Source organism: Streptomyces sp. NPDC006516, assembly GCF_040611875.1.
In the GTDB taxonomy this organism is placed as follows: domain Bacteria; phylum Actinomycetota; class Actinomycetes; order Streptomycetales; family Streptomycetaceae; genus Streptomyces.
Genome location: NZ_JBEXPD010000009.1, coordinates 208,155 through 234,268, shown reverse-complemented (window position 1 = coordinate 234,268; position 26,114 = coordinate 208,155). Strand labels below are relative to the sequence as shown.

Sequence of the window (26,114 nt, the reverse complement as noted above, 5' to 3'; positions counted from 1 at the left end):
CCCTCGACCAGCCGCCAGGCAGCGGCTGGTCGAGGCATGCACGGGTGTCAGTACGTCGCTCGGCCGCCACTGGCGTCATAGACCGAACCGGTGGAGAAGCTGATCTGTTCGGAGCAGAGCCATCCGACCAGCTCGGCGATCTCTTCGGGCCGGCCGAAGCGCCCCATCGGCGTCAACGACCGGGACCGGGCGAGCACAGCCGGGTCGGTGTGCGCGTTCATCGGAGTGCTGACGGCCGCGGGCGCCACGGCATTCACCAGGACCCCGGTCGTCGCCAGCTCTTTGCCCAGCGACTTCGTGAGCGCCACCACGGCGGCCTTCGACGCCGAGTAGGCACTCTGGGCAGGGTTTCCGTCCTTGGCCGCGATGCTCGCCAGGGTGACGATCCGACCCCAGCCCGCACTCACCATGCCGGGAACGACGGCGCGGCAGAGGAGGAAAGTGCCCTCGACGTTGACCTGGAAGGTGGTGCGCCACTCGTCGAGGTGCAGTTCGGCGAGAGGACGGGTGGGGCCCACAACGCCCGCGCTGTGTACGAGAATCCCCACCGGGCCCAGTCGGGCGACCAACGCGGCGACGGCTTCGGGGTCGGTGACGTCGAGCTTCTCGTCCGCGCCCGCGGCGAGGTCGGCGGTGACGACCCGCACGCCCTCGGCGCGCAGCTTCGCGGCCGTCGCGGCGCCGATCCCGCTCGCTCCGCCGGTGACCAGGGCGAGTACGCCCTCGGGGTAGCTCATGACTCTCCGGGGGTTGTGGCGTCGGTTTCCTGACCGGCGCCGAGGTGGGCGAGGTGGCGCGCGGCGATCCAGCCGAAAGTCATGGCGGGTCCGAGGTTGATGCCACCTGCCGGGTAGTGGCCGCCCATCACGTTCGCCTGGTCGTTGCCGACTGCGTAGAGGCCGCTGACCGGTTGGTCCCGGTCTCCGAGGACCCGGGCGTGCCGGTCGGTGGCCAGTCCGGCGAAGGTGCCGAAACTGCCCGGCACGACCCGCACCGCGTAGAACGGTCCCTTCTCCAGCGGGGCGAGTGAGGGGTTCGGGGTCGCCTTCGGGTCTCCTCCGTAGCGGTTGAAGGGGGTCGATCCGCGTCCGAAGGCAGGGTCCACACCGCGGCGGGCGGCATCGTTGAACTCCTCGACGGTCGCCGTGAGTCCGGCTGGATCGATGCCGCAGACCCGGGCGAGTTCCGCGAGCGTACGGCCGCGGCGGAGGTAGCCGCTGCGCAGGTAGGGGAAGAGGGGGACAGGGAAGGGCTTCGCCATGCCCAGCGGGAAACGGCGTACGAACCGGGCGTCGGCGATCTGCCAGGCCTCGACCGGCTTGCCGTCCTCGGTCGCCGAGATCATCGCCGCGACGTAGTCGTAGTAGCCGTTGGCCTCGTTGACGAACCGGCGCCCGTCGGGCAGTACGCCGATGCTGCCGGGCTTGGCGCGGTCCATGATGTGCGGGAACACGCCGGTGCGGCCGTTCCGGTAGGGGACCAGGGACACGGGGCACCAGGCGGCCGGGGAGGCCAGGTCGGTGCGGAGCCGGCCGCCGGCCGATATGCCCAAGTCGGCGCCCGCGCCGTCGGCCTCCTCGGGCGCGAGGGTCCAGTGCTGTTCCCCGCGAGGAAACAGCTGGCGGCGCCGGGCCTCGTCACGGGGGAAGCCGCCGGTCGCGAGTACCACGCCCCGCGTCGCGGTGATCCTGAGTGGGCCGTCGGCGGTGGACGCCACCACGCCGGTCACCCGGCCGTCCTCCCGGATCAGTTCGGTCACGGGCGAGGACACGTGGATGTCGACGCCGGCATCCAGGGCCGAGCGCAGCAGCCGGCCGACCAACGCGGTGCCGTTGACCAGCTGCATCCCCCGCCGCGCGGTGACCAGGTCGAACAGGTGCCGGGTGACCCGGCGCGTGGCGTGCAGCAGTCCGCGGACGTTGCCGCGGGCCGCGCCGAGAAAGCCGGCCAGGTCGGGCCCGGCCATGATTCCCATGCCGAGGAACGAGGTCTCGTACAGCTGACGGCGCAGGAGGCGCGCCACGTCGTCGCCGAGTCGACGCAGGTCGGCGGGGGCGGGGGCCACGGAACGGTGCCCCGTGCCGGCTCCGGGGAGATCGCCGTAGATGTCGCAGATCTTCGCACCGGGTACGAAGGTCAGGGCGGTCCGGTCGTGGAAGAACCGCACCATCCGGGGAGCGGCGTCCAGGAAGGCGTCGACCCGGGCAGGCTCGTAGTCCTCACCGAGTGCGGCGCGCAGATAGCCGCTCACCTCCCCGGTCTCCTCCCGGACCCCGTCGGCCTGTGCCAGGTGATTGCCCGGTGCCCACATCCACGCTCCCGACCAGGCCGTGGCACCACCGCACACAGGGGCGCGTTCGAGGACGACGACCCGCAGACCGTGGTGGGCCGCGGTCACCGCTGTGGCGAGCCCGCCCGCTCCGGAGCCGACGACGACCACGTCGTACTCCTGTGACGATTCCGTTCGGGGTGTTCGAGTGGTCACGATGCCGTCTCTTCCTGCGTCCCGGAGCCGACTGTGTGCCGCACCATCCAGGACTATGTAAATTGCGGGATATAATTGGCGCATCACTGTGCCTTCAACTGTCTATATGTGTGGGGCGGGGCAGCACAAGCCCTACGCCGGAAAGGTTCCGTTCATGGAGATCCGCTGGCTCGAGGCGTTCATCGCCGTCGCCGAGGAACTGCACTTCGGCCGCGCCGCCACACGACTGAGACTCGCCCAGTCACCGCTGAGCCAGACCATCCGCAAGCTGGAGAAGGACCTCGGGGTGAAGTTGTTCGACCGCAGCACCCGCAGCGTCGCACTCACGCCGGCCGGGCAGGCATTCCTGCCGCACGCGCACCGCGTGTTCGAAGATCTGGAACTGGGGCGGCAGTCGACCAGGGCCACCGAGGGCGAGGTCTACGGGACCGTGTCCATCGGCTTCTCCGGCGCCCTCAACCACCGCACGCTGCCGCCGCTCACCAGGGCGGTCCGCCAGCGGTACCCCGAGGTCACGCTGTCGCTGACCGGGAGGGTCGTGACCCGCGACGGCATCGAACAGCTTGAACAGGGCGGCTTGGACATCGCCTTCGTCGGTCTGCCGGTCCCTCCGTCCAAGGTGCGTACGCGGCTGATCGGCCGTGAGCCGCTCGGGGTGGCGCTGCCGAGCGACCATCCGCTGGCGGGAGAACCCGAGATCGCCCTTGCCGACCTGTCCGGGGACGGCTTCATCACGACGCCGGCCGATGCCGGTTCGTCGCTGCAGGAATCGACGTTGCAGGCGTGTGTCAAGGCGGGGTTCCGGCCGCGGGTGGTTCAGGAGATCACAGACCCGTACATGATCCTGACCTTGGTCTCGGCCGGTGTCGGTGTCGCGGTGATGCCGTCCGGCATAGCGGAGATCATGCCCTCCGCCGCGGTGTTCGTTCCGTTGCGCGGCGAGCCTGTCCACATGGACCACGCCCTGGCCTGGCGGGAGGACAACCCCTCGCATGTGCTGCGCGCCGTGCTCGCGCTCGCCGAGGAGGTGCTTCCCACGCCGGCACCCTGATTGCACCCTGATTAAGTTTCCGGCAAGCAAAGTCTATGTGAAATCAAGTATTGGACGGCACACATTCGAGCCTGCGAATGTCGTCGACACCCACACCGGGCCCGCTCGGGCACTCCCCGTCCGGGTCCGGCTCCGTCGACGACGCCGGATCGAAAGGAGCGCCCATGTCCGCAACGGCATCGGCTCCTCACCCGGGCAGCACCTCTTCCGGAAGCCGCAACGACCCCAGAAAGGCCGCTCTCTCCGGCTTCCTGGGGAGCACCCTCGAGTACTACGACTTCTTCATCTACGGCTCGGCCGCCGCCCTGGTGTTCGACAAGGTCTTCTTCCCCGACGCCGGAGCCACCGCCGTCCTGATGTCCATCGCCACGCTGGGCGTCGCCTACGTCGCCCGCCCGCTGGGCGCACTGCTGTTCGGCCACTTCGGTGACCGGCTCGGCCGCCGCAACACCCTGATGTTCACGCTGATGCTGATGGGCGGCTCGACCTTCCTGATCGGCTGCCTGCCCGGCTACGGTCAGATCGGTGTCGCCGCGCCGATCCTCCTGGTCGTGCTGCGCCTGCTCCAGGGACTCTCCGCCGGCGGCGAGTCCCCAGGGGCTAGCTCGCTGACCGTGGAACACGCCCCCGACGGGCGCCGCGCGTTCTTCACCAGCTTCACGATGAGCGGAATCATGTTCGGCATCGTCGTCTCGAGCCTCGTATTCATCCCGGTCGCCGCCCTGCCCGAGGACCAACTCCTCAGCTGGGGCTGGAGGATTCCGTTCTGGCTGAGCATCGTGGTCACCGCCGTCGCCTACTTCCTGCGCCGCTCGTTGCACGAGCCGGAGGTCTTCGCCGAGCTGCAGGAGAGCGACGAGACCGCAAAGGCGCCCGTCGTCGAACTGTTCCGCGACCACTGGGTGACCCTGTTGCGGATCGCCGTCTGCGCGTCCTTCGCCATGGTCAACACCATGGTCAACGTCTTCGCCCTCGCCTACGCCACCGAGGTCGCCGGCATATCGAGGACCACCATGCTGGCGGTCATATCGGTGGCCAACGGGGCCGCTGTCCTCACCCAACCCGTCTACGGCATCATCGCCGACCGGATCGGACGCAAACCCGTCTTCGTCACCGGTCTGATCGGTGTGGGTGTCATGGTGTTCGTGTTCTTCGACGCCATCGGCACCCGGAACATCCCCTGGATCTACGCCTCCGCAGTCCTGCTGATCGGCCTGTGCTACGCCGCACCCAACGGCGTCTACCCGGCCTACTTCCCCGAGCAGTTTCCGGCCCGGGTCCGCTACAGCGGCATGGCGATCGGGCTGATGGTCGGCCTGCTCGCGGCCGGTTTCACCCCGCTGCTCGCCACCGCCATGACCGCAGGTGACGAGGCGAACTGGACGCCGGTGGCCTGGCTGTGCGCGGGCTTCACCCTGGCCTCCGCCATCGCCGCGCTGACCGGCCCGGAAACCTTCCGTACGCCCACCGCCCTGCTCGGCGGGCAACGTACGGCGGAACAGACCGGGACCGTGCCGGGCGTCCGCGCCGACGCCACCAGGGCACTGTGATGGGAAGGGTGCTGCGGGCCGGGGTGATCGGGTGCGGCAACGTGGCCGACAACCACGCCGCCGCCTACCGCGACCTGCCCGGTGTCGAACTGGTGGCGTGCAGCGACGTCGACCCGGCCCGTGCCACCCGGTTCGCCGGACGGTACGGGGCCGCGGCGAGCGGCCCCGACGACCTCTTCGAGCTCGGCCTGGACCTGGTCAGCGTCTGCACGCCGCACCCCACGCACGAGGCGGTCGTCACCCGGGCCGCCGCGCACGGCGTGCACGTGCTGTGCGAGAAGCCGATCGCGACCGAACTCGGCGCGGCCGCCAGGATGGTGGCCGCGTGCGAGGCAGCCGGAGTGACTCTCGGAGTAGCGTTCCAGCGCCGGTTCTGGCCCGCCGCCCGGCGGATCCGTACGGCGATCGACGACGGCACTCTGGGCACCCCGGTCCTCGGGCACACCTCGGTCCTCCTGCACCGCGACACGTCGTACTACACCGCCGACGCCTGGCGCGGGACCTGGGAGACCGACGGCGGCGGCGTACTGATGACCCAGGCCGTCCACAACGTCGACCTCCTTCAGTGGTACATGGGCGAGGCAGTCGAAGTGGCCGCCGCACACGCCGCGTTCAAGCACGGCGACGCCATGGAGGTCGAGGACACCGCCGTCGCGACCGTGCGCTTCGCTTCCGGCGGTCTGGCCACGATCGCGGCGTCCACAGCGCTCACGCCCGGGCTCGGCACGAGAGTGCAGATCACGGGGCGCACCGGGGCGACGGCCGGGCTCGCCGAGTATCCGGAGGGCAGCGAAGCCCGGATCGACGTGTGGGCCGTACCCGGTGCCGAGGCAGCCGTGTCCCCCTTCGGGACGGGCCTCACCGCAGACCTTCCCTTGTCCCGGATCAACGGCGCCCTCGCGCCCTTCCACGCCCTGCTGATCGCGGATTTCGCCGATGCCGTACGGGGAAGCCGCGAACCCGCGGTCACCGGGCGCGAGGCCGCGAGGTCCCTGGCAGTCCTTTCCGCCGCCTACGCCTCGGCCGCCTCCGGCCGGCCGGAGGCCGTCCCCACCCTGAACGAGGAGACCACCTCATGACCCTCATCGGGCTCGCCCACCTGACCCTGCTCCAGCTCAGCCCGCCGGAGGTCGTCAGCACCGCGGCAGCGGCCGGCTACGACTTCGTCGGTGTCCGGGTCAACGCGGCCACCGTGGGCGAGAGCCAGTACCCCATGGGGCCCGGCTCACCGATGTCGCGCGAGACGCTCCGGCGCCTCGACGACACCGGCCTGCACGTCCGCGACATCGAGTTCCTGACCCTGCGTCCCGACACCGGCCCCTCCTACTGGCGGCCCGCGCTCGACGCCGGCGCGGCCCTCGGAGCCCGTACGGTCAGCGTGGTCGGCGCGGACCCCGACCGGCGACGCCTGACCGACACCCTCGCCGCGCTGACCGCCGACGCCGAGGCCGTCGGGATCCGGCCCACCGTCGAGCCCATCAGCTACCAGCCGGTGCGCACCGTCACGGAGGCGGCCGAGATCGCCTCGGCCGCCGGTGCGGCAGTGCTCCTCGACGCCCTGCACATCCAGCGCGGCGGCAGCTCGATCGACGACGTCCGCGCCCTCGCACCCCACCTCGTCCCGTGCCTGCAACTGTGCGACGGACCGCTGGCCGCGCCCCGTCACCTCGGCCTCCCCGCGGAGCTGCCGCTCGGGATGACGGCGGACGGCTCGGTCCTGCAGATCGAGGCCCGCGTACAGCGGCAGCTGATCGGCGACGGCGAGCTGCCCTTGGCGGAACTGATCGCAGCGGCCCCCGCGGGGACACCCCTGAGCATCGAGGTCCCGCACGCAGCGCTGCAGTCCCAGCTCACCCCGCTCGAGTACGCGCGGCGCAACCTGCGGGGCCTGCGCGAGGTCCTGGCCGCGGTGAACGCCCATGCCTGAGACGCTCACCCCGGCCCGCCACCGGGTCGCCCTGGTCGGCGCCGCCATCAGCGGATCGCTCTCGCCCGCCCTGCACGAGCGGGAAGCCGCCACCCTCGGTCTCGACTACACCTACACCCTTCTCGACCTCGACCATCTCCCGCCCGGGTGGCGGCTGCGGGACGCCGTCCGGCAGGGCGTGACCGGCTTCAACATCACCCACCCCGCGAAGCAGGCCGTTCTCAGCCAGCTGGACGATCTCTCGCCCGACGCGCGCACGCTCGGCGCGGTCAACACCGTGCTGGTCCCCGAAGGCCGTCTCATCGGCCACAACACCGATCACAGCGGCTTCCTCGCGGGACTGCGCAACGGTCTCCCCGACGCCCCTCTGGACCGCGTCGTCGTGGTCGGCGCGGGAGGAGCGGGCTCCGCCGTCGCCTACGCCCTCGCGGACGCCGGCGCGGCCGTCGAGATCGTCGACGCGGACGGCGGACGCGCCTGTGCCCTGGCCGCCAGGCTGTCGGCGGCGTTGCCGTCCAGGGAGATCACAGCCCTGGCCCCGGACCGGATCGCGGCCGGGCTTCGGCGTGCCGACGGCATCGTCAACGCCACCCCGATCGGGATGACCGGCCACCCTGGCCTGCCCTTCGCAACCGACGCCCTCACCTCCCGGCACTGGGTCGCCGACGTCGTCTACCGGCCTCTGAACACCGCGCTGCTGACCGCCGCCCGCGCGGCGGGCTGCCAGGTCCTGGACGGCGGCGCGATGCTCGTCGCCCAGGCCGCCAGGACCCTCGCCCTGATCACGGGCGCCACACCCGATCTCGACCGCATGCGGGAGCACCTGTCGGCTCTCCACACCCCAAGGACGGAACCGAGCCATGCCTGACAAAGAATCCGACTGGCACCACGAGGTGGACCTCCTCGTCCTGGGCTCCGGCGCGGGCGGTATGGGCGCGGCGGCCGTCGGCGCCCAGGAAGGCATGTCCGTACTGGTGCTGGAGAAGACGGAGTGGCTCGGCGGCACCACCGCCTACTCCGCCGGAACCTGCTGGATCCCGGGACACCCCCAACAGCAGGACCCGGCCGCGGACACCAAGGCCGCGAGCAGCTACCTCGACGACCTGGTCGGCGACCGCGCCCCCCGGGAACTTCGCGAGACCTACCTCGCACACGGCCCCGCCATGGTCGACTACCTGGACCGGATGGGCGTGAAGTTCTGGCATTCCAGGACCGTCGTCGACTACCACCCCGAGATCGAGGGATCCGGAACCGGCCGCGCTCTCGAACCCCACACCTTCGACGGCCGCAAGCTCGGACGGTCCCGGTTCGGCCGGATCCGCCGCCCGGTCCCGGAGTTCGCGCTGTTCAACGGCACCCTCATGGTCCGCCGCGCCGAGGTCAACCAGCTCCTGACCGTCTTCGACGGATCGGTACGCGGCATGGCCGTGGCCGCGCGCCTCGGTGTTCGCTGGGCCGAGGACCGACTCCGGTATCCGCGTGGGACCCGGCTTGCCATGGGCAACGCGCTCGTCGCGAACCTCTACCACAAGCTTCTGCAGCGCTCCGGCGACGTGTGGTTCACCGCACGTACCACCGAGCTCGTCACCGACCGCAGCGGCCGGGTCGTGGGCGCGATCGTCTCGCACCGCGGCCGCACGGTCCGGGTCGCCGCCCGCCGTGGTGTCGTCCTGGCCGCCGGGGGATTCTCCTCCAGCCCGGAGCTGCGCGCCCGGTACATGCCGAAGCCCACCCCCCAGTTCACCCGTGCCGGCGAAGGCGCCACCGGCGACACCTTCTCCCTCGCGCGCGCCGTCGGCGGCACGCTGGGCGAGCCCAAGGACGACAACGCCCTGTGGTTCCCCAGCTCCATCGGCCGGCGCCCGGACGGCTCCACCGCGGTCTTCCCGCACATCTGGGACCGTGCCAAGCCCGGCATCGTCGCCGTCAACGCCGCGGGACGCCGGTTCGTGGACGAGTCGGTCTCGTACCACCGCTTCACCCGCGCCATGTACGACTCGCACAAGTCCGTGCCGACCGTCCCCGCCTGGCTCGTCATCGACTCCTCCGCCCTGGCGAAATACGGGCTGGGCATGATCCGACCGCATCTGCCCAAGGCCAGGCTCAAGAGGTACGCCGACGCGGGATACCTCCGTACCGGCCGCACGGTCCGGGAACTCGCGATCACCATCGGTGTCGACCCGGACGGTCTCGAACGCACCGTGTCCGACAACAACCGCTTCGCCGTCACAGGCGTCGACGAGGAGTTCGGCAAGGGGAACAGCCCCTTCGGCCACCAGTACGGCGATCCCGCCCACACCCCCAACACCAACCTCGGCCCGATCGAGAAGGGCCCCTTCTACGCGATCGCCGTCGTCCCCACCCCCCTGGCCACCGCCCTCGGCCTGCGGACCGACTCCGACGCCCAGGTCCTCGACGACCGGAACCAACCGGTACCCGGGCTCTACGCCTGCGGCAACGACGCCAACTCGATCATGGCGTCCGAGTACCCCGGAGCGGGCTGCCAGGTCGGCGCAGGCCTGACCTTCGGGTACCTGGCCGCCCGCCACGCCGCGCGCTCTCTCTGATCCTCTCCGCCGTGAGCCCACGGCCCCACCACGGAAGAGAAACGTTTCCCATGTCCACCTTCGCAGTCACCTACACCTACGCCGACGATTCGGCTCCCGCACGTGACGAACACCGGCCCGCGCACAAGGACTTCCTGGAGCAGCAGTTCGACGCCGGGCGCCTGCGCGTATCGGGCCCGCTGGGCCCCGACGGCGCTCCCGGCGCGCTGCTCGTCCTCGAAGCGGAATCGGCCGCCGAGCTCGCCGCGCTGCTGGACCTGGACCCCTTCCACCGAGAGGGCCTGATCGCCGAACGCACCATCCGTGCCTGGCAGATCTTCTTCGGCGGTGTGCAGTGAGCGGCACCCGGAACGCGGCCACGACCGCTGCCGGACAAGATGCCGGTACCACCCCGGCCGGACCACGGCACACCATGCGAGCCGCCTGCACCATCGCCAAGGAAACCATCCGCTACGAGGAACGGCCCGTCCCCGTCCCCGCTCCGGGCCAGGCGCTCATACGCGTCGAGACGGTCACCCTCTGCGGCACGGATCTGCACATCTGGGAGGACGACTACGCCACCGAACTGCCCATGGTGCAGGGGCACGAGTTCAGCGGAGTGATCGAAGAACTCCCTGTCCCGCACCCTGAACTGGCCGTGGGCGACCGGGTCGCCGTCTCCCCGATCCTCGCCTGCGGCAGCTGCCACGCCTGCTCCGTCGGCCGCACCAACGCCTGCGACAGGATGTCCGTCTACGGCTGTTACGACGTGGAGGGCGCGCTCACCGAGCTGATAGCCGTCCCCGTCACCAAGCTCTTCCTCGTACCCGAGGCCCTGCCGAGCCACCTGGCCGCGCTGTGCGAACCGGCCAGCATCGCGATGCAGGCCGTGAACCGTGGGCGTCCCGTCGCCGGGGAGAAGGCCCTGGTGCTGGGCAGCGGTCCCATCGGGCTGCTGTGCACGCTGTACCTCACCTCGCTCGGTATCGAGGTCGTCGCCGCCGACACGGTTCCGGAACGCTGCGCGTTCGCGGTTGAGTTCGGCGCGGTGGACACCGTACTGATCGACCCGGCCGTGCCGTTTCCCGACCCCCGTCAAGCGGAGCTGCTGGCCACGTGGACCAGTGGGCACGGGCCTTCGCTGGTCTTCGAGGCGACCGGGATGCCGGACTCGCTGAACAACGCCCTGCAGGCGGTGGCCACCGCGGGCCGCGTGGTCGCCGTCGGGATCTCCGACCGCGAGGTCACCTTCTCCATGCGCACCCTGCCGGTGAAGGACATCGACCTGATCGGCAGCCGCAACAGCCAGGAGCTGATCGGTGTGGCCGCCGAACTGCTCTCCCGGCACACACGACAGGCGGAGTCCCTGATCACCCACCGCTTCCCCTTCGACCGGCTCGGTGGGGCCTTCGAGACGATGCGCTCCCGCACCGGACTGGTCGGCAAGATCGCCATCGACATGCCTGGAGTCGCCTCGTGATCACCACTCCGCTCGCGGACCTGCGCGACCACTACGACGTCGTTGTCATCGGCAGCGGTGCGGCCGGCTTGGTGGCGGCGGTGCGTGCCGCCGACGCGGGTCTGTCCGTGCTCGTTCTGGAGAAGGCCGAACGCCTGGGTGGTACGTCTGCGGTCGGCGGCGGTGTGATGTGGGCTCCGTGCAACCACCTGATGGAGAGGTCCGGTCACCCCGACAGCCGTGAGGCTGCGGCACATTATCTGCGGGCAGCCACAGAGGGGCGGATGACCGGCGCCGAGATCGACTGGTACGTCAGCATGTCGGCCGCCGCGGTCCGCTACCTCGACGAGCACACCGAGGTCCGTCTCGCTCCGCTGGCCCGCCCCGACTATCACCCCGAGTGGGACGGCGCGGCCACCGGACGGGGCCTGGACAACGACCCGTTCGACCCGGCGCCCTACCCGGGGCTTGCCGAAGTCCTGCGTCCACCCACGTACTTCCCCCTGATCAGCATGAACGAGCGGGACGCGCTCAAAGGCGCCCCCGTGGCTCCGGCACTGCTCGCCGAGCGGAAACGCTCCGGCGTACGCACCATGGGCGGCGCCCTGGTGGGACGACTGGTGGTCACGGCCCTGAGGCGCGGGGTGACCCTCACCTCACCCGCTCGGGTCACCGGTCTGGAACGCGAAGGCGCGGGGTGGACCGTGACGATACGCGACGGCGAGGTGCGGCTGACGGCCGGCCGGGTCGTCGTGGCCTCCGGGGGCTTCGAGTGGAATCACCGGCTGCGCGGCGCGTATCTTCCCTTCCCGGTGATCCCGATCAGCGCACCCAGTAACGAAGGCGACGGGCTGTTGCTGGGACTGGCCGCGGGTGCCGCGGTCGGCGACATGACAGCCGTGTGGGGTGTACCCGTGATCACTGCTCCCACACAGCGGTACGACGGCCTGCCGTCGGGCCGCATGGGCAACGTGGAACTGACACTGCCCGGCTCGGTCACGGTCAATGCCCAGGGCCGGCGCTTCGTCAACGAGGCCACCAACTATCACGACCTCAACCGCGCCTTCGGCAACACCGACCCGCGCGGTGGCCGGCGCGCCAACGCACCGGCGTGGCTCATCTTCGACCGGCGCTATCTGGACACGTACTCGATCGCCGGCTCCACTCCCGGTGTCCCCGAGGAGTGGATGACCTCAGCGAGTACTCCGACAGGCCTGGCCCGCGCCTGCGGGATCGACCCGGACGGCCTGGAGCGGACCCTCGGGCGCTTCAACGCCGACGCCCGCATCGGCGTCGACACCGAGTTCGGACGCGGAGCCAGCGAGCAGGACCGGCACCTGGGCGATCCGGCCAACACTCCGAACCCGTGCCTGGCGCCGGTGGAGGAGCCCCCGTATTTCGCGGTGCCCGTCCACGCCGGGGTGCTCGGCACCGCCGGCGGCCTGCGCGCCGACCTCCATGGCCGGGTACTGGACAATCGCGGCGCGCCGATCGAGGGGCTGTACGCAGCCGGGAACTGTTCGGCGACCGTCTTCCACGACGCCTACCCGGGCGGCGGCGCCACGCTGGGCTCGGCCATCACCCGCGGCTTCGCGGTCGGCGAGCACCTCGCCGCCACGGCGACCGCGTCCCCATGACAGCCGGGGGGCGCCCCCATGGGGGACACGTGGATCGGTGAGGGACGTGACCGTGAGCCTCAACCCGCTCGGAGGAAGGGGTAGTCGGTGTATTCCTCCGCGTGCGGCGCGTAGAAGTGTTCCGGCCGCGGCTCGTTCTCGGGGTGACTGTTCCGCCGGCGTTCGACGAGGTCGGGGTTGGCGGACCTCGTCCTCAAGGAGAGCGTCGGTCGCGTGGAGCCCCACACCGACTGCGACACCGCGTGACGCTTCCTCTGTCGGTGGGCGCCTCTAGTCTTTCGCCAACATCACAGCGGGGCGTGCTGATTCGGGCCGCGCCAGGCACTGTGTGGTGTTGTGACTGGTGGGAGAGGCGAAGACCTATGGGTTGGCTGGCAGCGGGTGACACCTACGAAGTCACGCTGGTGGAGGGGCGGGTGGTGGCACGGCGAGCGCCGGGCGTGTCGCCGGCCGGGCAGGAGGGCGAGCAGGAGGGAACCCTGCCCGCGGAGTTGGAGGACCGCCCCGAAGTCGTCGAACTCCAGCGCTTCGCCGAGTGGCTCGACCGGCACGCGGCCGAGTGCGCGGCACGGGTCGGCAACTGGATGGTGTCCTCACTGCCGGTGCCGACCGGTCTGCTGGCGCGGCTCCGGGCCGACGAGGCATGGGAGGCGGCGCTCCGCGACATCGTCATCGTCGGCGACGGCCCGCACGAGGTCGGCTTCCTGCGCGACACGGACGACTCGGGCGGAGTGCGGGTGGTGAACCTGGACGGTGAGACCGTCCGCCTGTCGGCCCGATCGGTGACCATGCCCCACCCGATCCTCCTCCCCGGCTTGGAAGGGCTCCGGGCCCTGGCTGCCGAGTCGGGCCTGGTCCAGGGTGTCGAGCAGATCCACCGGGCCGTCTGGCGCAAGCCGGCCGGCACCGACGGTGCTCCGGTCGCGGTCACCGAGTTCGCCGGCGCCGAGTACCGTTCATGGTTCCACCTCTCCTCCCGTGCCATCTCTCTCGGCTACCGGATCGCCGGCAGCAGTGTGGTCGACCGGATCCGGGACGCCGGACGCATCACCACCGCCTCGGTCGGCATGAGCGATCCCTACACCGAGGAGAGGGCCTGGACCGGCAGCCTGACCTGGTTCGACGAGGGTGGGCGCCGCCTCCCTCCGGACGAGATCGGCCCCGTGGCGTGGTCCGAGGGCATGCGCATGGCCGCTGCCCTGCACGCCGGCCGCACGGTACCCGAGGACGGCGCGGCATGAACGGCATCGGTACGTACACCCACGGAAGGCACATGGTCATGCCTGAGGGGACGACACGGGACGGGGCGGCGGCGGAGACGGAGGAGTTGCTGCGCGCCGGTGCGATACTGCCGCCGGGCACCACCCAGGGGGGCGACCGGGCCGCCCCGGTGTTCGCCCGGACCTACCGGCATCCGGGGCTGGACGGCCGGATCGTCGTGCGCCTGGTGACCGGGGACGGGGCCAGGGACGCGGCAACGGGCTTCCTGGGGCTCGAACCCGAGGGCGAGCCGGTGGAGGTCGGTGTCGGGCAGCACCGGGCCATGGGCTTCCCCGAATGGATACTGGTCCGCCATCCTTCGGACGGCCACCTGGCGATGTCCCTGGTCGAGGAGATGGACAAGGTCGCGCGGACGGTGAGGTCCCGGGCGAAGAGGGCCCGCGCCGCCTACGAGACGATCGGCGAGCGGCTCGCGGGCTCCGTACCGCATTTCCTGCCGACGTTCTACGAACAGGCCGGTCGGGTGTTCCTCGCGGCCGACCAGACCGCGTACGCAACCCAGATGTTCGTCAACGCCCGCAAGGCCGAGACGGCACACGCGCTGCCGTTCGACGAGGCACGCATGGACGCGGTGTTCCTCGAGTTCGCCCTGGCCGGTGCCGTACCGACGAAGATCCTCTCCAGCTATGCCAAGGGGCTTCCTTCCCGCGTACCGGCCGCGACGGCGTTCCGGCACCTGCGCGGGCTTTTCGTCCGGCTCGCCGCGCACGGGGTGCCGCCGTCGAGTCCGGGCGCGACCGACCTGCGCAGACTGGCGAAGCCGGTCGCGGGCAAGAACGCGCAAGCCGAGGAGATGGCCTACCTGCGCGAGATGCTGCCCCTGCCCGGCACCGCCGAGGCGCCTGTCGGCTGGTGGAAGGCCCACCGGGCCGCGCTGCTGGAACTCGCCCGGCAGGAGCCCGCCGTCCGCGGCACGTTGCTGGGCATGCTGCCCGACCGGTGGGAGCGGACCGAGCTGTCCCGGTGGCTGGACCTGCTGGAGAAGTCCGGGGCCGCAGCCGGGCTGTGCGACACCGCGCTGCCCGCCGAGGAACGGTCCCCCGACGGCACGGCCGGATGGGCGCGAAGGTTCCTCACGCTGTGTGGCAGCGATGGCCACCATGCCGCGCCGCCGGAGCTGTATCCGCTCGTCGACCGCATGGCCGACGCGCTGCGCGCCGAACTCCGTGCCCACGACGGCGCCTTCCCTCCTCCGGTCGGCGACGTAAACCTGCTCGACCAGCTTCTGTCCCTCGGCATACCGGTGGCACGGCCCGGCGACGGTCAGAGGCTCGCCCTGGGGGCATGGGCGGCGTGCGCGTACCGGCGTGACCTCCTCGCGCTGGCAGCCGACGCCCGTTTCCTTCCGGCGTTCCTGCGCGGCTGTCCCGACTGGCACAGGGAGGACAGCGAGCAGACCGTCGTCGACCTGGCCAGGTCTCCCGGCGGGCGGCCGATGCTGGCCACCTGGGTGGAAGAGGTCAGCCGGACGTACCTCACCATGGCACTGCCCGAATTCTCCAGCTGGTCGAGCCCGCTGCGCACGCTGTCCTGGCTGCCAGGAGAGGTACTGGCCGTCGCAGCCGACGCGGTACGGGACGCACTGGCCACCGGCCTCGCCCCCGCGCTGGCCCGCACCCTGCGCACCGGCATCCTCGACGAGCTCGGCTGGCCCGCCTGGGAGGAAGCCCTGCGCTCCGCCGCCTCACGGAACCAGGCGCGGGACGTACGGGTCATCGACGGCTGGCCGTACCTCATCGCCGTCTCCGGCGAAGAGGTACGGGTGCTCGGGGCGGAAGGCACGGTCCTCGCCCATGAGACGCGCCTCCCGGACGGTTCGGACCGGCTCTGGTCGTTCAGCTGCTAGTACGTTGACGGCGGGCTGTTCCTCTGGTGGCATTCGTATTCCGCCGCCACCTGGCAGGGGTACTGGCATGACACCGCCGACGGCGCATCCCACCTGACCGTCGAGGGCTCGCACCGCTCCTGGTGGCCCTGCGATCCGGACGGCAGCGGCGGGGTCGACGGAGGCATGGCCCCCGCCTCGCTGCCCCTTCCCGGAGGCGGCCGGACCACCGGTCGCGGGGTGCTCCGCAGAGGGGACGCCTTCCTGCCGAAGACCAGATGGGTGATCGGCGACGGCACGTCGTACTGGGTGTGGGCCAGGCGGGACGGGCAGGACGGGCCGGCCACCTGGCGGACGTACGACCCGGACGGTGACACGATCGGCGAACCCGGGGCACCACGGTGGATCGACGAGGCACTGCGCGCCGATCCGGAGGGAAGCACCCTCGATGCCGCCTGGCTGCGGCCCGCCCCCTCCGCCGTACCGGGCCCGGTCTGCGCACCGGTGGACGGGGTGCTCGGGTGGCGGGTGGTGACCCTTCCCGACGGCTCGCGGCGGGGCGAGGACCTTGCCGGACGCACCGTCCTCGTGCCGCCCGGGGTGAGCGGTGACCCGGAGCACGCGCTGATCTTCCCCGGCTCCGGGCGGCCGGTGGCCGTGGTCCGGAAGTCGCGGACCGTCCAGCTGGTCGGCACCGACGGCGCGCTGGTCGCCGAGGTCCCGTCCGGCTACCGGTCCGGACCCTTCAACGCGGGTACGGTCCAGCTCCCGCCCCTGCGCTACTGGCACCTCCTCCAGCCACGCGACCCGCAGGGGTCCGCCGCACTCCGCCGGATCGACGAGGACACCGCCGCGGCGCTCCTGGCACGGGCCGTGCCGGCGCTGGACGCCGAGCCGGAGGACGAGCCGGGGAAGCAGCGGGCGGAGGGGGACAGCGCGGGCGTGGTGCCCGGCCTGGTCCGCACGTTCCTGCCGGAGGTCGGCCACGACGCACTGCGCGCGGGCATCACCGGGGTGGTGCGGTTCGCCGCCGAGCAGCAGCGCGTCCTGGACGCCGCGCTGTCCCGGCTCGACGCGGCGATCACCGGAGTCCTCCCGCGGGAACCACGGCCCGAACCCGGCGACGAACTGCTCGAGGCCGCGGTGAACGGCGTCGGCCTGACGGGCCGGGGCACGTTCTCCCGCTACTCCCGCTACTACTCCTCCGACCACAACCTGTACGGCCTGCCGCGCCTGCTGGGCCGGTCGATGCGGAACCCGGCCGAGCCGGCTCTCCCGGGCCGGACCCACGTCGAGCTGGCCAGGCAGAAGCCGCTGGAGCGACTGGACGCCCTGGCCCTGCCGGAGCTGCCCGCGATACTGGCCCTGCGGGCAGGCTCCGAGTGCACCGTGGAGGAGCACCGGGAGGCGCTGGACGCGTTCCTCGAGGTATTCGACGCCCAAGGGCTCACGGAGCTCGATCCCGGCCACTGGCGCCGTGTCCGGCTGCGGTTGGACCGGAGCCTGTTCGAAGGGCCCGACGCGGTGAGGGGCGCGAGCGACGAGGCCGTGCTGCACCTCGCCGGCGGCGCTTTCCTGCTCTTCCCCGCCCGATCGCACTGCTTCCTCAGCGAATGGGACCCCGGTGTAGACCCCAGGGGCCTGCGGTACGGGGCGCTCTTCCACGATCCGTCCGGCCGGTTCGAGGTACCCGAGCCGTACACCCTCCTCGCCTCCGGACCGTTCGTACCGGAGCCGACGCGGGCGCCCGGCTGGGCGGCAGTGTTCCGCGCCGAGCTCGCCGAACGCGGCCCGGCCCCCTGGTTCCCGTCGGCCGCCGAGGAGTTCGCGCGGCTCACCGGTGTCACCCCGACCATGGCCCGGCTGGTCGTCGCGGGCCTGCCCAGGATCGACGACAAGCGCGAGGCGGTGCCCTCCGCGACGCTGAAGGTGATCGGGGTGACATCGGCCGACGCGAGCGTGGCCAAGGACGAACTGAAGAACCTCGACCCGGGCGCCCGGCAGGCCGTCGTGGCGGCGCTGCTCCCCGCCGAGCCGGCCCTGCTGTGGACCGACGGCCCCGACGCCGCCCGGGCGGCCGAAGTCTGGAACGAGCGGCTGGGCCGGCGCACGCCCGTCCCCGAGGAGGTGCTCCACGACGCGGTCCGCACCGTCGTGTCCCCGGGATGGGCACCCTCCGCCGCGCTGTACGGCTTCGTCGGCATGGCCACCGAGCCTCGGCTTTCCCGGGACCTGACCTGGAAGTTCGGCCGCTACTCCCTCGAATCCGTCGAGAGAACGCCCGGCTTCGGCAACGACGTCCTCAAGGGCTCGGTGGCCCTGGCCGCATGGCTCGCCCACCGGCTCCCGTCCGGCGACCCGGTCCGCGCGACCCTGCCCGGCGTACTGACGGCGCTGCGCGAACGGCTGGCTCACCCCGGCCTCCTGATCGCCCTCGACCGGCGGATCGACTGGGAGGCGTTCCGCCGGACCGCCGGGGATCCCACGGAGACCGGCGAGGGCTTCGTGCGCTTCGGCGCCGTCGTGGCGGGCACCGAGATGTCCGAGCCCGTCCCCTCCTTCAGGCCCGCACTGCTGGACGGGGCTGGGACCGACTCCCACCTGACGGCGCTGTTCGCGGAGGGAGGGCCGGACGCCCAGGAGACCGCGTTGCGCCTGGCCCACGACCGGCTGTTCGCCGAACTGCTCGCGGACCCCGGGGACCCGGTGGCGGGCGAGCGCGACGCGGACGGGCTCTGGTGGCCGCAGGACCCCACCCGGTCGGTGCCCGACCTGGTCGGCGAAGTGGTCCAGCGGTACGGCCTCGGCGAGGACGCCGCCGTCCTCTACCTGATGCTGCTCGCGATGCCGGACCCCACCGACCGCAACACGGCGCGCTGGACCGGCTGGGGCAAGCAGCGCGGTGGAACAGCCAGGCTCCGGGCCGCCCGCGCCGAACTCGCCGGCACGCAACTCGTGGTCGAGGGCAGCCGCTCCAAGGCCGGACGTTCGCTGTTCCTGCCAGGCGGGTGGACCCAGCTCGCCAAACCGCACCTGCCGCTGGAACGGTGGAAGCTGTCGATGTACGACCTGCTCGACGGTGAGAGCGCCGTCCTGGGCGTCGTCGTGCCCACCCGGCCCGTCGCCGGTCTGTACCGCGAGGCCTGGCGCCGGACCCAGGACGGGGACGGACCGCAGCTGGGGGAACTGGAGGTGCCGCTTCCGCGCAAGCGGCGTCGCTGAGTCCGGCCGCTGGAGGGGGCGGCCGCCCCCGGAGCACTTCGCTCGTACGAAAACCGGTGGCGGGCCCGCCGGCCTGTGGTGAAGATCGCGGCATGTCCAACTTCCTGGAGACCCACCGGCTCGTTCTGCGCGCGTTCACGACGGCCGACACCGACCATCTGCTCGCCCTGGACAACGACCCCGACGTCATGCGCTTCATCAACGGAGGGCGCCCGACGAGCCGTGAGGCGATCGAGACGCGGGTCCTGCCGCGACTCATGCACGACTACCCGTGCTGGGAAGCCCGCGGCTACTGGGCCGCCCAGGAGAGGGCCACCAGCACTTTCCTGGGTTGGTTCGAGTTCCGGCCGCTGGACGAGCACAGCCCCGCCGTGGTCGAACTCGGCTACCGCTTGAACCAGGCGGCATGGGGGCACGGCTACGCCACCGAGGGGTCCCAGGCCCTGATCCAGGCAGGGTTCACGGACCTGGAGGTCGAGCGGGTCACGGCGAACACGATGGCCGTCAACACCCGCTCCCGCCGCGTCATGGAGAAGTCGGGCCTGTCCTTCGTCCGGAACTTCACCGGGGACTGGCCGGAGGCGATCGAGGGCTCCGAACACGGTGAAGTCGAGTACGCACTCACCCGGACCGAGTGGGAACAGCGGTAGACGTCGACGGCCCGGTCCGCGACTCCTGACACTTCTCCCGCTTCTCCGGGCCGCGCCGCAAGCTCATCCCATCGCGGAGCGCCGGCACCTCGGCGACGAGAACCGGTGCAGGTCAGCGCTCCGGGGGCCCCGATTTCGTCGTTTCCCGGGCCTTGTTCTCGGCCGCATCCTTCTTCTTCGCCTGACCGGGCGGTCGAGAGGGGGCCTGGGGCGCCGTGTCACTTCCCGGTGACGCTTGTGCAGTGCCTTTGTCTTTCGGCGCGGGTTGTTGCGGCCTGTCTGCTGAGATGCCCGAGGATGCGCCGTGCGAATGGGGGGACACGGGGCGGAGGCTTTGCTCGGGGGTTTCGCCGGGGCGTGTGCCGGAAGAGGTGCTGAGGCCAGGGGGTTGCGCCGTCGCCGAGGCAGCCGGCGCGCTTTTCTGGCCTGCGGTGCCGGATGGGTCCATCGTGCCGCCGGGGGTACCGGTGGCCTTCGTTGCGGTGCCGTCGTTGTCTTGCGGTGCGGAGGTGCCGGTGACGCCGAACGCGGCCACCACCGCAGCAGTGAGTGCGGCCATCGTGCCGGCTGCGAGGGTCCGCCTTCGCCGTGCGGGCGGGCGTGGGCGAGTGTCCTGCATCCTGGCGGGCATCGGATTTGCGTGGGTGTGGCCGGCCGTTCGTGAAGACGGCCGAGGGGCGACGAGGCTCGTGGTGGACGGCGATGGGGCGGAAGGGACCGGGGCTGTACCGGCCATTGCGATCAGTTCGCGAGCGCAGTCGCGGGCCGGTGGCCGGTCCTGCTCGTCCAGGGCCGTCATCCTGCGCAGCAGGCGACTCAGTTGTTCGGGAAGCTCAGGAGGCAGGGCGGGGGGACGGTGCAGTCGTGCGATCGCGGCCTCCAGAGGGCCGCCGTCGTACTCGAGCTTTCCCGTGAGGCATTCGAGGAGTACCAGGCCGAGGGCGTAGATGTCGGCCGGCCGGCCGACGGGCCGGCCGAGGACCTGCTCGGGAGAGAGGTACGCGGGCGTGCCGATGAGCGTGCCGGTGCCCGTGTGGGTGGTGTCCAGACGTCGCGAGATGCCGAAGTCGGCCAGGTAGGGCCGCTCGGCGCGGTCCAGGAGGATGTTGGAGGGCTTGACGTCGCGGTGGACGATCCCGGCTTCGTGTGCGTGACCCAGCGCCTGGGCGAGGCCGGCGCCGAGTGCGGCGGTGGCCTCGGGAAGCAGCGTGCCCTGGGCGATGCGCTCCTTGAGGGTGATGCCTTCGATCAGTTGCATGACCAGGAAGGCACGCCCATCGTGCTGCCCGGTGTCGAAAGCGGTGATGAGTCCGGGGTGGTGGAGCCGGGCCAGGATCAGCGCTTCGCTGTCCAGGCTCTCCTCCCCGGCGACGCACGCATCGGGCCGGAAAATCTTGACCGCGACCGGTCGTCTCAGCCGCAGATCGAACCCGCGGTGCACGTCCGCAGCACCGCCTGAGCCGAGGCGGTCGTCCAGACGGTACCGGCCGCTCAGCACCTCTGCTGAACACCGGGGACCTGTGGCCTGAGCGAAGTCGCGCAGTCTCATTCCCACTCCCTCTGCATCGGAGGGCTCGCACCCTTGGTGGGTCCGTGACGACCCGCCTCCGCGATGCGGGTACCCGCCAGGAGCTGGACTAGCCTCGCGTATTCACAGTCGCAGCCTGTCCGCCCATCCGCTGGAGCAGCGGGGGAGCGGCGTACAGCGGTTCCTTGTACTCCGCGTGCGGGAGAAGAACAGTGCCCACGGGTGTGGATCGCAGCCTCACCTCGTTTGCATGCCTGTGCGCCGAGCTGCGGTGGACGGGAGCGTTCGCCTCCAGCTCGTCAGATCGTCGGCGTTCGCGCGTCGCGGGGGCGATTCCTCCCGTGTGTGCGGGGGTCGGTCAGCCTTCGACTTCGGTCTTGTCGCCGCCCCAGAGGGTGTGGAAGGTGCCTTCCCGGTCGGTGCGGTGATAGGTGTGGGCGCCGAAGTAGTCGCGCTGGCCCTGGGTGAGGGCGGCGGGGAGGCGTTCGGCGCGCAGGGAGTCGTAGTAGGCGAGGGTGGCGGCGAAGGCGGGGGTGGGGACGCCCTGGGTGACGGCGGCGGCGATCACGGTGCGCCAGTCGTCCTGGGCGGCGGCGATCTCCTCGGCGAAGCTCTTGTCGGAGAGGAGGCTCGGCATCCGGGGCTGGGCCTCGTAGGCGCTGGTGATCCGGTCGAGGAAAGCGGCCCGGATGATGCATCCGCCGCGCCAGATCGAGGCGACCTTGCCGAGGTCGATGTTCCAGTCGTACTGCTCGCTGCCGACCGAGATTTCGTGGAAGCCCTGGGTGTAGGCGACGATCTTCGAGGCGTACAGTGCCTGCTCGACCTGGTCGGCGAATGCCGCCGCCTCGTCCGCACCCAGCTTGCGGGCGGTCGGGCCCGCGAGGTCGCGTGAGGCGTCACGGAGGTCGGCGTGGCCGGAGACGGAGCGGGCGAAGACGGCCTCGGCGATGCCGGAGACGGGAACGCCCAGATCGAGGGCGATCTGCACGGTCCAGCGGCCTGTGCCCTTCTGCTCCGCCTGGTCGAGCACGACGTCCACGAAGGGCTTACCGGTCGCCGCATCGACGTGCGAGAGCACCTCAGCGGTGATCTCGATGAGGTACGAGTCCAGGCGCCCGGTGTTCCAGGTGCGGAAGATGTCCGCGATCTGTGCGGGGGAGTACCCGGCCACGTCGCGGAGCAGGTGGTACGCCTCGGCGATGAGCTGCATGTCGGCGTACTCGATGCCGTTGTGCGTCATTTTTACGAAGTGTCCGGCGCCGTCCGGCCCGATATGCGTGACGCAGGGAGCGCCGTCCTTGGCCTTCGCCGAGATCTTCTCCAGCATCGGTCCCAGTGACTCGTACGACTCCTTGCTGCCGCCCGGCATGATGCTGGGCCCGTTGAGCGCGCCTTCCTCGCCGCCGGAGATGCCGGTGCCGACGAAGTGGATGTCCTGTTCGCGCAGATCGCGCTCCCGGCGGCGCGTGTCTTCGAAGTGCGCGTTGCCTCCGTCGATGATCACATCGCCGGGTTCCAGCAGAGGGGCGAACTCGGCGATCACCGCGTCCGTGGGGTTTCCGGCCTTGACCATGATGACCAGGCGTCGTGGCCTTTCCAAGGCTGCCACGAAGTCGGCGGCGCTCTCGGTCGCGATGAAATCCCCTTCGTCGCCGAACTGTTCGACGAGCTCGTGGGTGCGGGCGGCCGTGCGATTGTGCAGAGCGACTGTGTATCCGTTGCGCGCGAAGTTCCGGGCCAGGTTGCGTCCCATGACGGCAAGTCCTGTGACGCCGATCTGCGCTGTGCTGCTCATTGTGGCTCTGCCTACTTCCGGTCTCGGGGTCCTGGACAGTTTTGGCCGACCGCCATGATGAAACGCGCTCCCGAGCTTACGAGGCGCGGACGACTGCGGACCGGGATGCTGTCAGGGTGTCGCCGATGTCCCCCGGATGGGCATCGCGATCTCCGCCGTCCGCAAGGGCGGCCGTGGTGCCTTCCGCCGGAGGGCCGGGCGCTGCTGGTCGCGGCGTACCGGCGCACGAACCTGCCCCCTGCGGTCCGGCACGGGAAAGCGGCAGGGGGCCCGTCACCCCGGCTGTTCGGCCGGGGTGACGGGCCGTCCGGCCGCGGTGTCGACGAGGAAGCCGCCCGACTGGTGGTGCCAGAGCTTGGCGTACGCCCCCTCGGTGAGCAGCAGCTCCTGGTGTGTGCCCTGCTCGGCTATGCGGCCCCGGTCGAGGACGATGAGGCGGTCCATCGCCGCCACCGTGCTCAGGCGGTGGGCGACGACCAGGGCGGTCCTGCCTTCCATCAGTTGCCACAGCGCCTGCTGGACGAGGGTCTCGCTCTCCGAGTCCAGCGCGCTGGTCGCCTCGTCCAGCAGCAGGACCGGCGCGTCACGCAGGATGGCCCTGGCGAGGGCGACCCGCTGGCGCTGACCGCCGGACAGCTTGACGCCCCGCTCCCCGACCATGGTGCCGAAGCCGGCGGGCAGCTGGTCGGCGAACTCGGTGACGTGCGCGGCATCGGCGGCAGCGCGGATCTCGGCCTCGGTGGCGTCCGGCCGGGCGAAGAGGATGTTCTCGCGCAAGGTGCGGTGGAACATGGCCGGTTCCTGGGGGACGTACGCGATGAGGCTCCGCAGGTCGGCCTGGGTCAGCCGGCTGATGTCCTGCCCACCGATCAGGATGCGGCCCGACTGGAGGTCGGCCATGCGTAACAGCAGCCGGGTCAGAGTGGTCTTGCCTCCGCCGGAGCGGCCGACGAGACCGATCCTCGCACCGCTCGGGACGTCCAGGTCGAGTCCGTCGAAGATCGGCCGGCCGCCGTCGTGCGCGAAGGTCACCTTCTCGAAGCGGACGTCCGCCGTCTTCGCGCGAAGGGGCTCCGGCTCCGGCGGATCGAGCACGGTGGGCGGCGCGACGAGCAGCTCGGTGAACTGCGCGGCCTCGGTCATCGAGCTCTCGAGACGGCGGTAGATCTGGTTGAACTCGAACATGATGCGGGTCGAACCGGTGTAGTAGGTGAACGCCACCACGATCGCCTCCACGCTGCCGCCACCCGCGCCGAACGCGACGGCGAGGAGCAGGCCCAGGCCGTTGGTCAGGACCGACATCGGAGCGACGAAGGTGTCGATGCGGAGGTTTCCGTAGTCCCACGAGCGCAGTGTCAGCCGCCGGGACTCGGCGACCCGCGCCCTGTGCTCGGCGGCCTCGCGCTCCTCGGCGGCGAACGCGCGCACGGTGTCCATGTTCATCAGCGCGTCGGAGACATGTCCGGAAACACGCGCGATCGCCTCCTCCCGCCGGTTGACCAGCTGCTGACGGCGGCGGATGAGCGGGGCGGCGCACACGGCGGTCAGCGCGATCATCGTCAGGAGCCCGGCCACCAGCAGGGGGTCGTAGGTCCAGAGGATCACCGTGCCGAACAGCAGCGGCGCCAGGCTTCCTATGACGCTGAACGTGAGGGTGTCGACGAACTCCTCGAAGCGGGAGGCGAAACTCAGCACCCGCTTCGTCAGGGAGCCTGCGAAGTTGTCCTGGAAGAAGGCGGCGTCCTTGGCGAACAGGGCATCCATGCCGGTGACGTACAGGTGCTCGATGCCGAGTGCGTCGACCCGGTTGAGGCAGTGCAGGCCGATCCGCCACATCGTCTCCGCCAGGAGCAGGACCCCGGTGAACACGGCGATGTAGGGCAGTGCCTCGCGGACGCCGATGCCCCCGCCGTCCGCGATGCGGCCGACGAGCTTGGCGACGACCAGCGGTGCGAGATAGGTGATCCCGATGTTGCCGATGGCCGGCAGCAGAAGCGCCGGCACGGACAGTCCGGGTAGGCGGGACAACTCCCGAAGGTAGTGGCGAAGTGCGATCCGGACCGGGCCGCTGTCCGGTCCGGTGCCGTGAGACTGCTGCGATCCCATGCCGACCTCATGTCGTTTCGCGGGCAGTTGCTCCGGGTTCCGCCGCGGTGTGAGGCCTGCGGGAGGGCGGCGCCGTACCCGGCGGAGCGCTCGCCGTGCGTCCGCGGCGAGAGATCCGGGACTGGGAAGTCTCCCGTGGCCGGGCAGGCGGAGTCCAAGCGTTTTCGTGGGGAGGGACAGCACACCGGTGCGTTTCGGCCGGTCCCTGCGCACGCCCTCGCACCACACGGCGCGTGCGTACGGTCATGCCGGGCCGGTCGTGCAAGGGCGTGGGCCGGTGCGCCGCCGCGAGGGGAGTGGGCCTGTGCCGCCTCAAGGACGGCCATAAGGGGCGCCCGCGGTGACCGGTGGACGGCCGCGGGGGAGCGCCCTCGGCAAGGGACGGACGGGGGAACGCGGCCGGCGTGATCCGGGAGTACGGGCACGGGGAACTCGCGCCGGCGTGCCGCTCGGCATGCGGGCCGCCGCTCGAAGTGGTCGTCGGCGCGCCGGCCGCCCGAAGCGACGTCGCCGCGCGGACCGCTACCCGAACAGATCCTCCTCCTCGGGGATCACATGCATGGCCGCTTCCTCGGCGGAGGCGGCCGCGCCGTCGATGCCGACATCCTGTGCGGTGAGGGTGGAGGGCACGTGGCCGTCGCCGCCCTGCGTGAGCCGCCCGGCACGATCGGTGCCCACTTCCGTGTCGTAGGGCTCTCCTTCACCACCCGCGAGATCGCCGATCCAGTCGTCGGCGGCCCCCGGAGTCTCGGGAACTTCCCTGGTCAGGCGGCTGTCGAGGGATTCGCCCGTGTGCTGCTCCGACGCGGTGGTCCCCTCGTCGTCGACGGCCCAGGGCCGGTCGGGCGGGGAGTACCCCTCCTCCAGGACGTCCGTGACCCCGGACGTGTCCAGGGTGTCCTCCACATCCAGCAGGTCGGCGGGGTCGGAGGCCTCCGGCTCCTGCGGCTGGTAGACGTCGTCCCCCCGGTCGCTCTCCCTGTCGGTCATGGCGAGTCCCTTCCTCCGGGTCCCCCTGTACGTAATTCCACTCCGGTCCGGCGAGGGGC

Annotated in this window: 19 protein-coding genes; 13 read left to right on the top strand and 6 right to left on the bottom strand. The window is 71.2% G+C overall.

From position 1 onward, the window contains the following. Window positions 1-47: 47 nt before the first annotated feature. Window positions 48-737 (bottom strand): SDR family NAD(P)-dependent oxidoreductase, encoded by a 690-nt coding sequence (locus tag ABZY45_RS24080; RefSeq protein ID WP_356742847.1) that lies wholly within the window; start codon window positions 735-737, stop codon window positions 48-50. Further along, on the bottom strand, window positions 734-2,485 hold the full coding sequence (locus ABZY45_RS24075) for an FAD-dependent oxidoreductase (protein ID WP_356742845.1): 1,752 nt from the start codon (window positions 2,483-2,485) through the stop codon (window positions 734-736). The genes ABZY45_RS24080 and ABZY45_RS24075 overlap by 4 nt, the downstream gene beginning before the upstream one ends. Window positions 2,486-2,639: 154 nt before the next feature. Here ABZY45_RS24075 and ABZY45_RS24070 point away from each other — a divergent pair, with 154 nt between their 5' ends. From ABZY45_RS24070 to ABZY45_RS24010, 13 genes are all read left to right on the top strand, one after another. Further along, a complete protein-coding gene (locus ABZY45_RS24070) occupies window positions 2,640-3,536 on the top strand; it encodes a LysR family transcriptional regulator (protein ID WP_356742843.1) in 897 nt (298 codons plus the stop codon). A gap of 164 nt (window positions 3,537-3,700) precedes the next feature. After that, complete coding sequence (locus tag ABZY45_RS24065; RefSeq protein ID WP_356742841.1) at window positions 3,701-5,086, top strand: MFS transporter; 1,386 nt, start codon at window positions 3,701-3,703, stop codon at window positions 5,084-5,086. After that, the gene (locus ABZY45_RS24060) at window positions 5,086-6,165 is read left to right on the top strand and encodes a Gfo/Idh/MocA family oxidoreductase (RefSeq protein ID WP_356742839.1); all 1,080 of its coding nucleotides are present in this window, start codon (window positions 5,086-5,088) and stop codon (window positions 6,163-6,165) included. The genes ABZY45_RS24065 and ABZY45_RS24060 overlap by 1 nt, the downstream gene beginning before the upstream one ends. After that, window positions 6,162-7,013, top strand: a complete 852-nt coding sequence (locus ABZY45_RS24055) for a TIM barrel protein (protein ID WP_356742837.1) — start codon at window positions 6,162-6,164, stop codon at window positions 7,011-7,013. The genes ABZY45_RS24060 and ABZY45_RS24055 overlap by 4 nt, the downstream gene beginning before the upstream one ends. Then, window positions 7,006-7,881 carry a shikimate dehydrogenase gene (locus ABZY45_RS24050; RefSeq protein ID WP_356742835.1) on the top strand — a complete coding sequence of 292 codons (876 nt, stop codon included), beginning with the start codon at window positions 7,006-7,008 and terminating at the stop codon, window positions 7,879-7,881. Before ABZY45_RS24055 ends, ABZY45_RS24050 begins: the two co-directional genes overlap by 8 nt. Next, complete coding sequence (locus ABZY45_RS24045; protein WP_356742833.1) at window positions 7,874-9,580, top strand: FAD-dependent oxidoreductase; 1,707 nt, start codon at window positions 7,874-7,876, stop codon at window positions 9,578-9,580. The genes ABZY45_RS24050 and ABZY45_RS24045 overlap by 8 nt, the downstream gene beginning before the upstream one ends. Before the next feature lie 50 nt (window positions 9,581-9,630). Beyond that, window positions 9,631-9,918 carry a YciI family protein gene (locus ABZY45_RS24040; protein WP_356742831.1) on the top strand — a complete coding sequence of 96 codons (288 nt, stop codon included), beginning with the start codon at window positions 9,631-9,633 and terminating at the stop codon, window positions 9,916-9,918. A 74-nt stretch (window positions 9,919-9,992) separates the two neighbouring features. Then, a complete protein-coding gene (locus tag ABZY45_RS24035; RefSeq protein ID WP_356742829.1) occupies window positions 9,993-11,039 on the top strand; it encodes an alcohol dehydrogenase catalytic domain-containing protein in 1,047 nt (348 codons plus the stop codon). Continuing rightward, entirely contained in the window at window positions 11,036-12,655 is a 1,620-nt protein-coding gene (locus ABZY45_RS24030; RefSeq protein ID WP_356742827.1) for an FAD-dependent oxidoreductase, read from the top strand. The genes ABZY45_RS24035 and ABZY45_RS24030 overlap by 4 nt, the downstream gene beginning before the upstream one ends. A gap of 362 nt (window positions 12,656-13,017) precedes the next feature. Continuing rightward, a complete protein-coding gene (locus ABZY45_RS24025; protein ID WP_356742825.1) occupies window positions 13,018-13,896 on the top strand; it encodes a DUF4132 domain-containing protein in 879 nt (292 codons plus the stop codon). Then, window positions 13,893-15,782: a hypothetical protein gene (locus tag ABZY45_RS24020; RefSeq protein WP_356742823.1), complete on the top strand. Its 1,890-nt coding sequence runs from the start codon at window positions 13,893-13,895 to the stop codon at window positions 15,780-15,782. The genes ABZY45_RS24025 and ABZY45_RS24020 overlap by 4 nt, the downstream gene beginning before the upstream one ends. Before the next feature lie 165 nt (window positions 15,783-15,947). Beyond that, on the top strand, window positions 15,948-18,983 hold the full coding sequence (locus ABZY45_RS24015; RefSeq protein ID WP_356742821.1) for a hypothetical protein: 3,036 nt from the start codon (window positions 15,948-15,950) through the stop codon (window positions 18,981-18,983). Between the two features lie 92 nt (window positions 18,984-19,075). Beyond that, window positions 19,076-19,633: a GNAT family N-acetyltransferase gene (locus ABZY45_RS24010; RefSeq protein ID WP_356742819.1), complete on the top strand. Its 558-nt coding sequence runs from the start codon at window positions 19,076-19,078 to the stop codon at window positions 19,631-19,633. A gap of 112 nt (window positions 19,634-19,745) precedes the next feature. Here the strand turns inward: ABZY45_RS24010 and ABZY45_RS24005 are convergent, their stop codons facing one another. The 4 genes from ABZY45_RS24005 to ABZY45_RS23990 form a co-directional block, all read right to left on the bottom strand. After that, window positions 19,746-21,182, bottom strand: coding sequence for a protein kinase (locus ABZY45_RS24005; RefSeq protein WP_356742817.1), 1,437 nt, complete (start codon window positions 21,180-21,182; stop codon window positions 19,746-19,748). Window positions 21,183-21,519: 337 nt separating this feature from the next. Beyond that, window positions 21,520-22,959, bottom strand: coding sequence for an NADP-dependent phosphogluconate dehydrogenase (gene gndA / locus ABZY45_RS24000; protein WP_356742815.1), 1,440 nt, complete (start codon window positions 22,957-22,959; stop codon window positions 21,520-21,522). A 273-nt stretch (window positions 22,960-23,232) separates the two neighbouring features. Further along, window positions 23,233-25,065: an ABC transporter ATP-binding protein gene (locus tag ABZY45_RS23995; protein ID WP_356742814.1), complete on the bottom strand. Its 1,833-nt coding sequence runs from the start codon at window positions 25,063-25,065 to the stop codon at window positions 23,233-23,235. A gap of 522 nt (window positions 25,066-25,587) precedes the next feature. Next, a complete protein-coding gene (locus tag ABZY45_RS23990; protein WP_356742813.1) occupies window positions 25,588-26,055 on the bottom strand; it encodes a DUF5709 domain-containing protein in 468 nt (155 codons plus the stop codon). Window positions 26,056-26,114 lie beyond the last annotated feature (59 nt).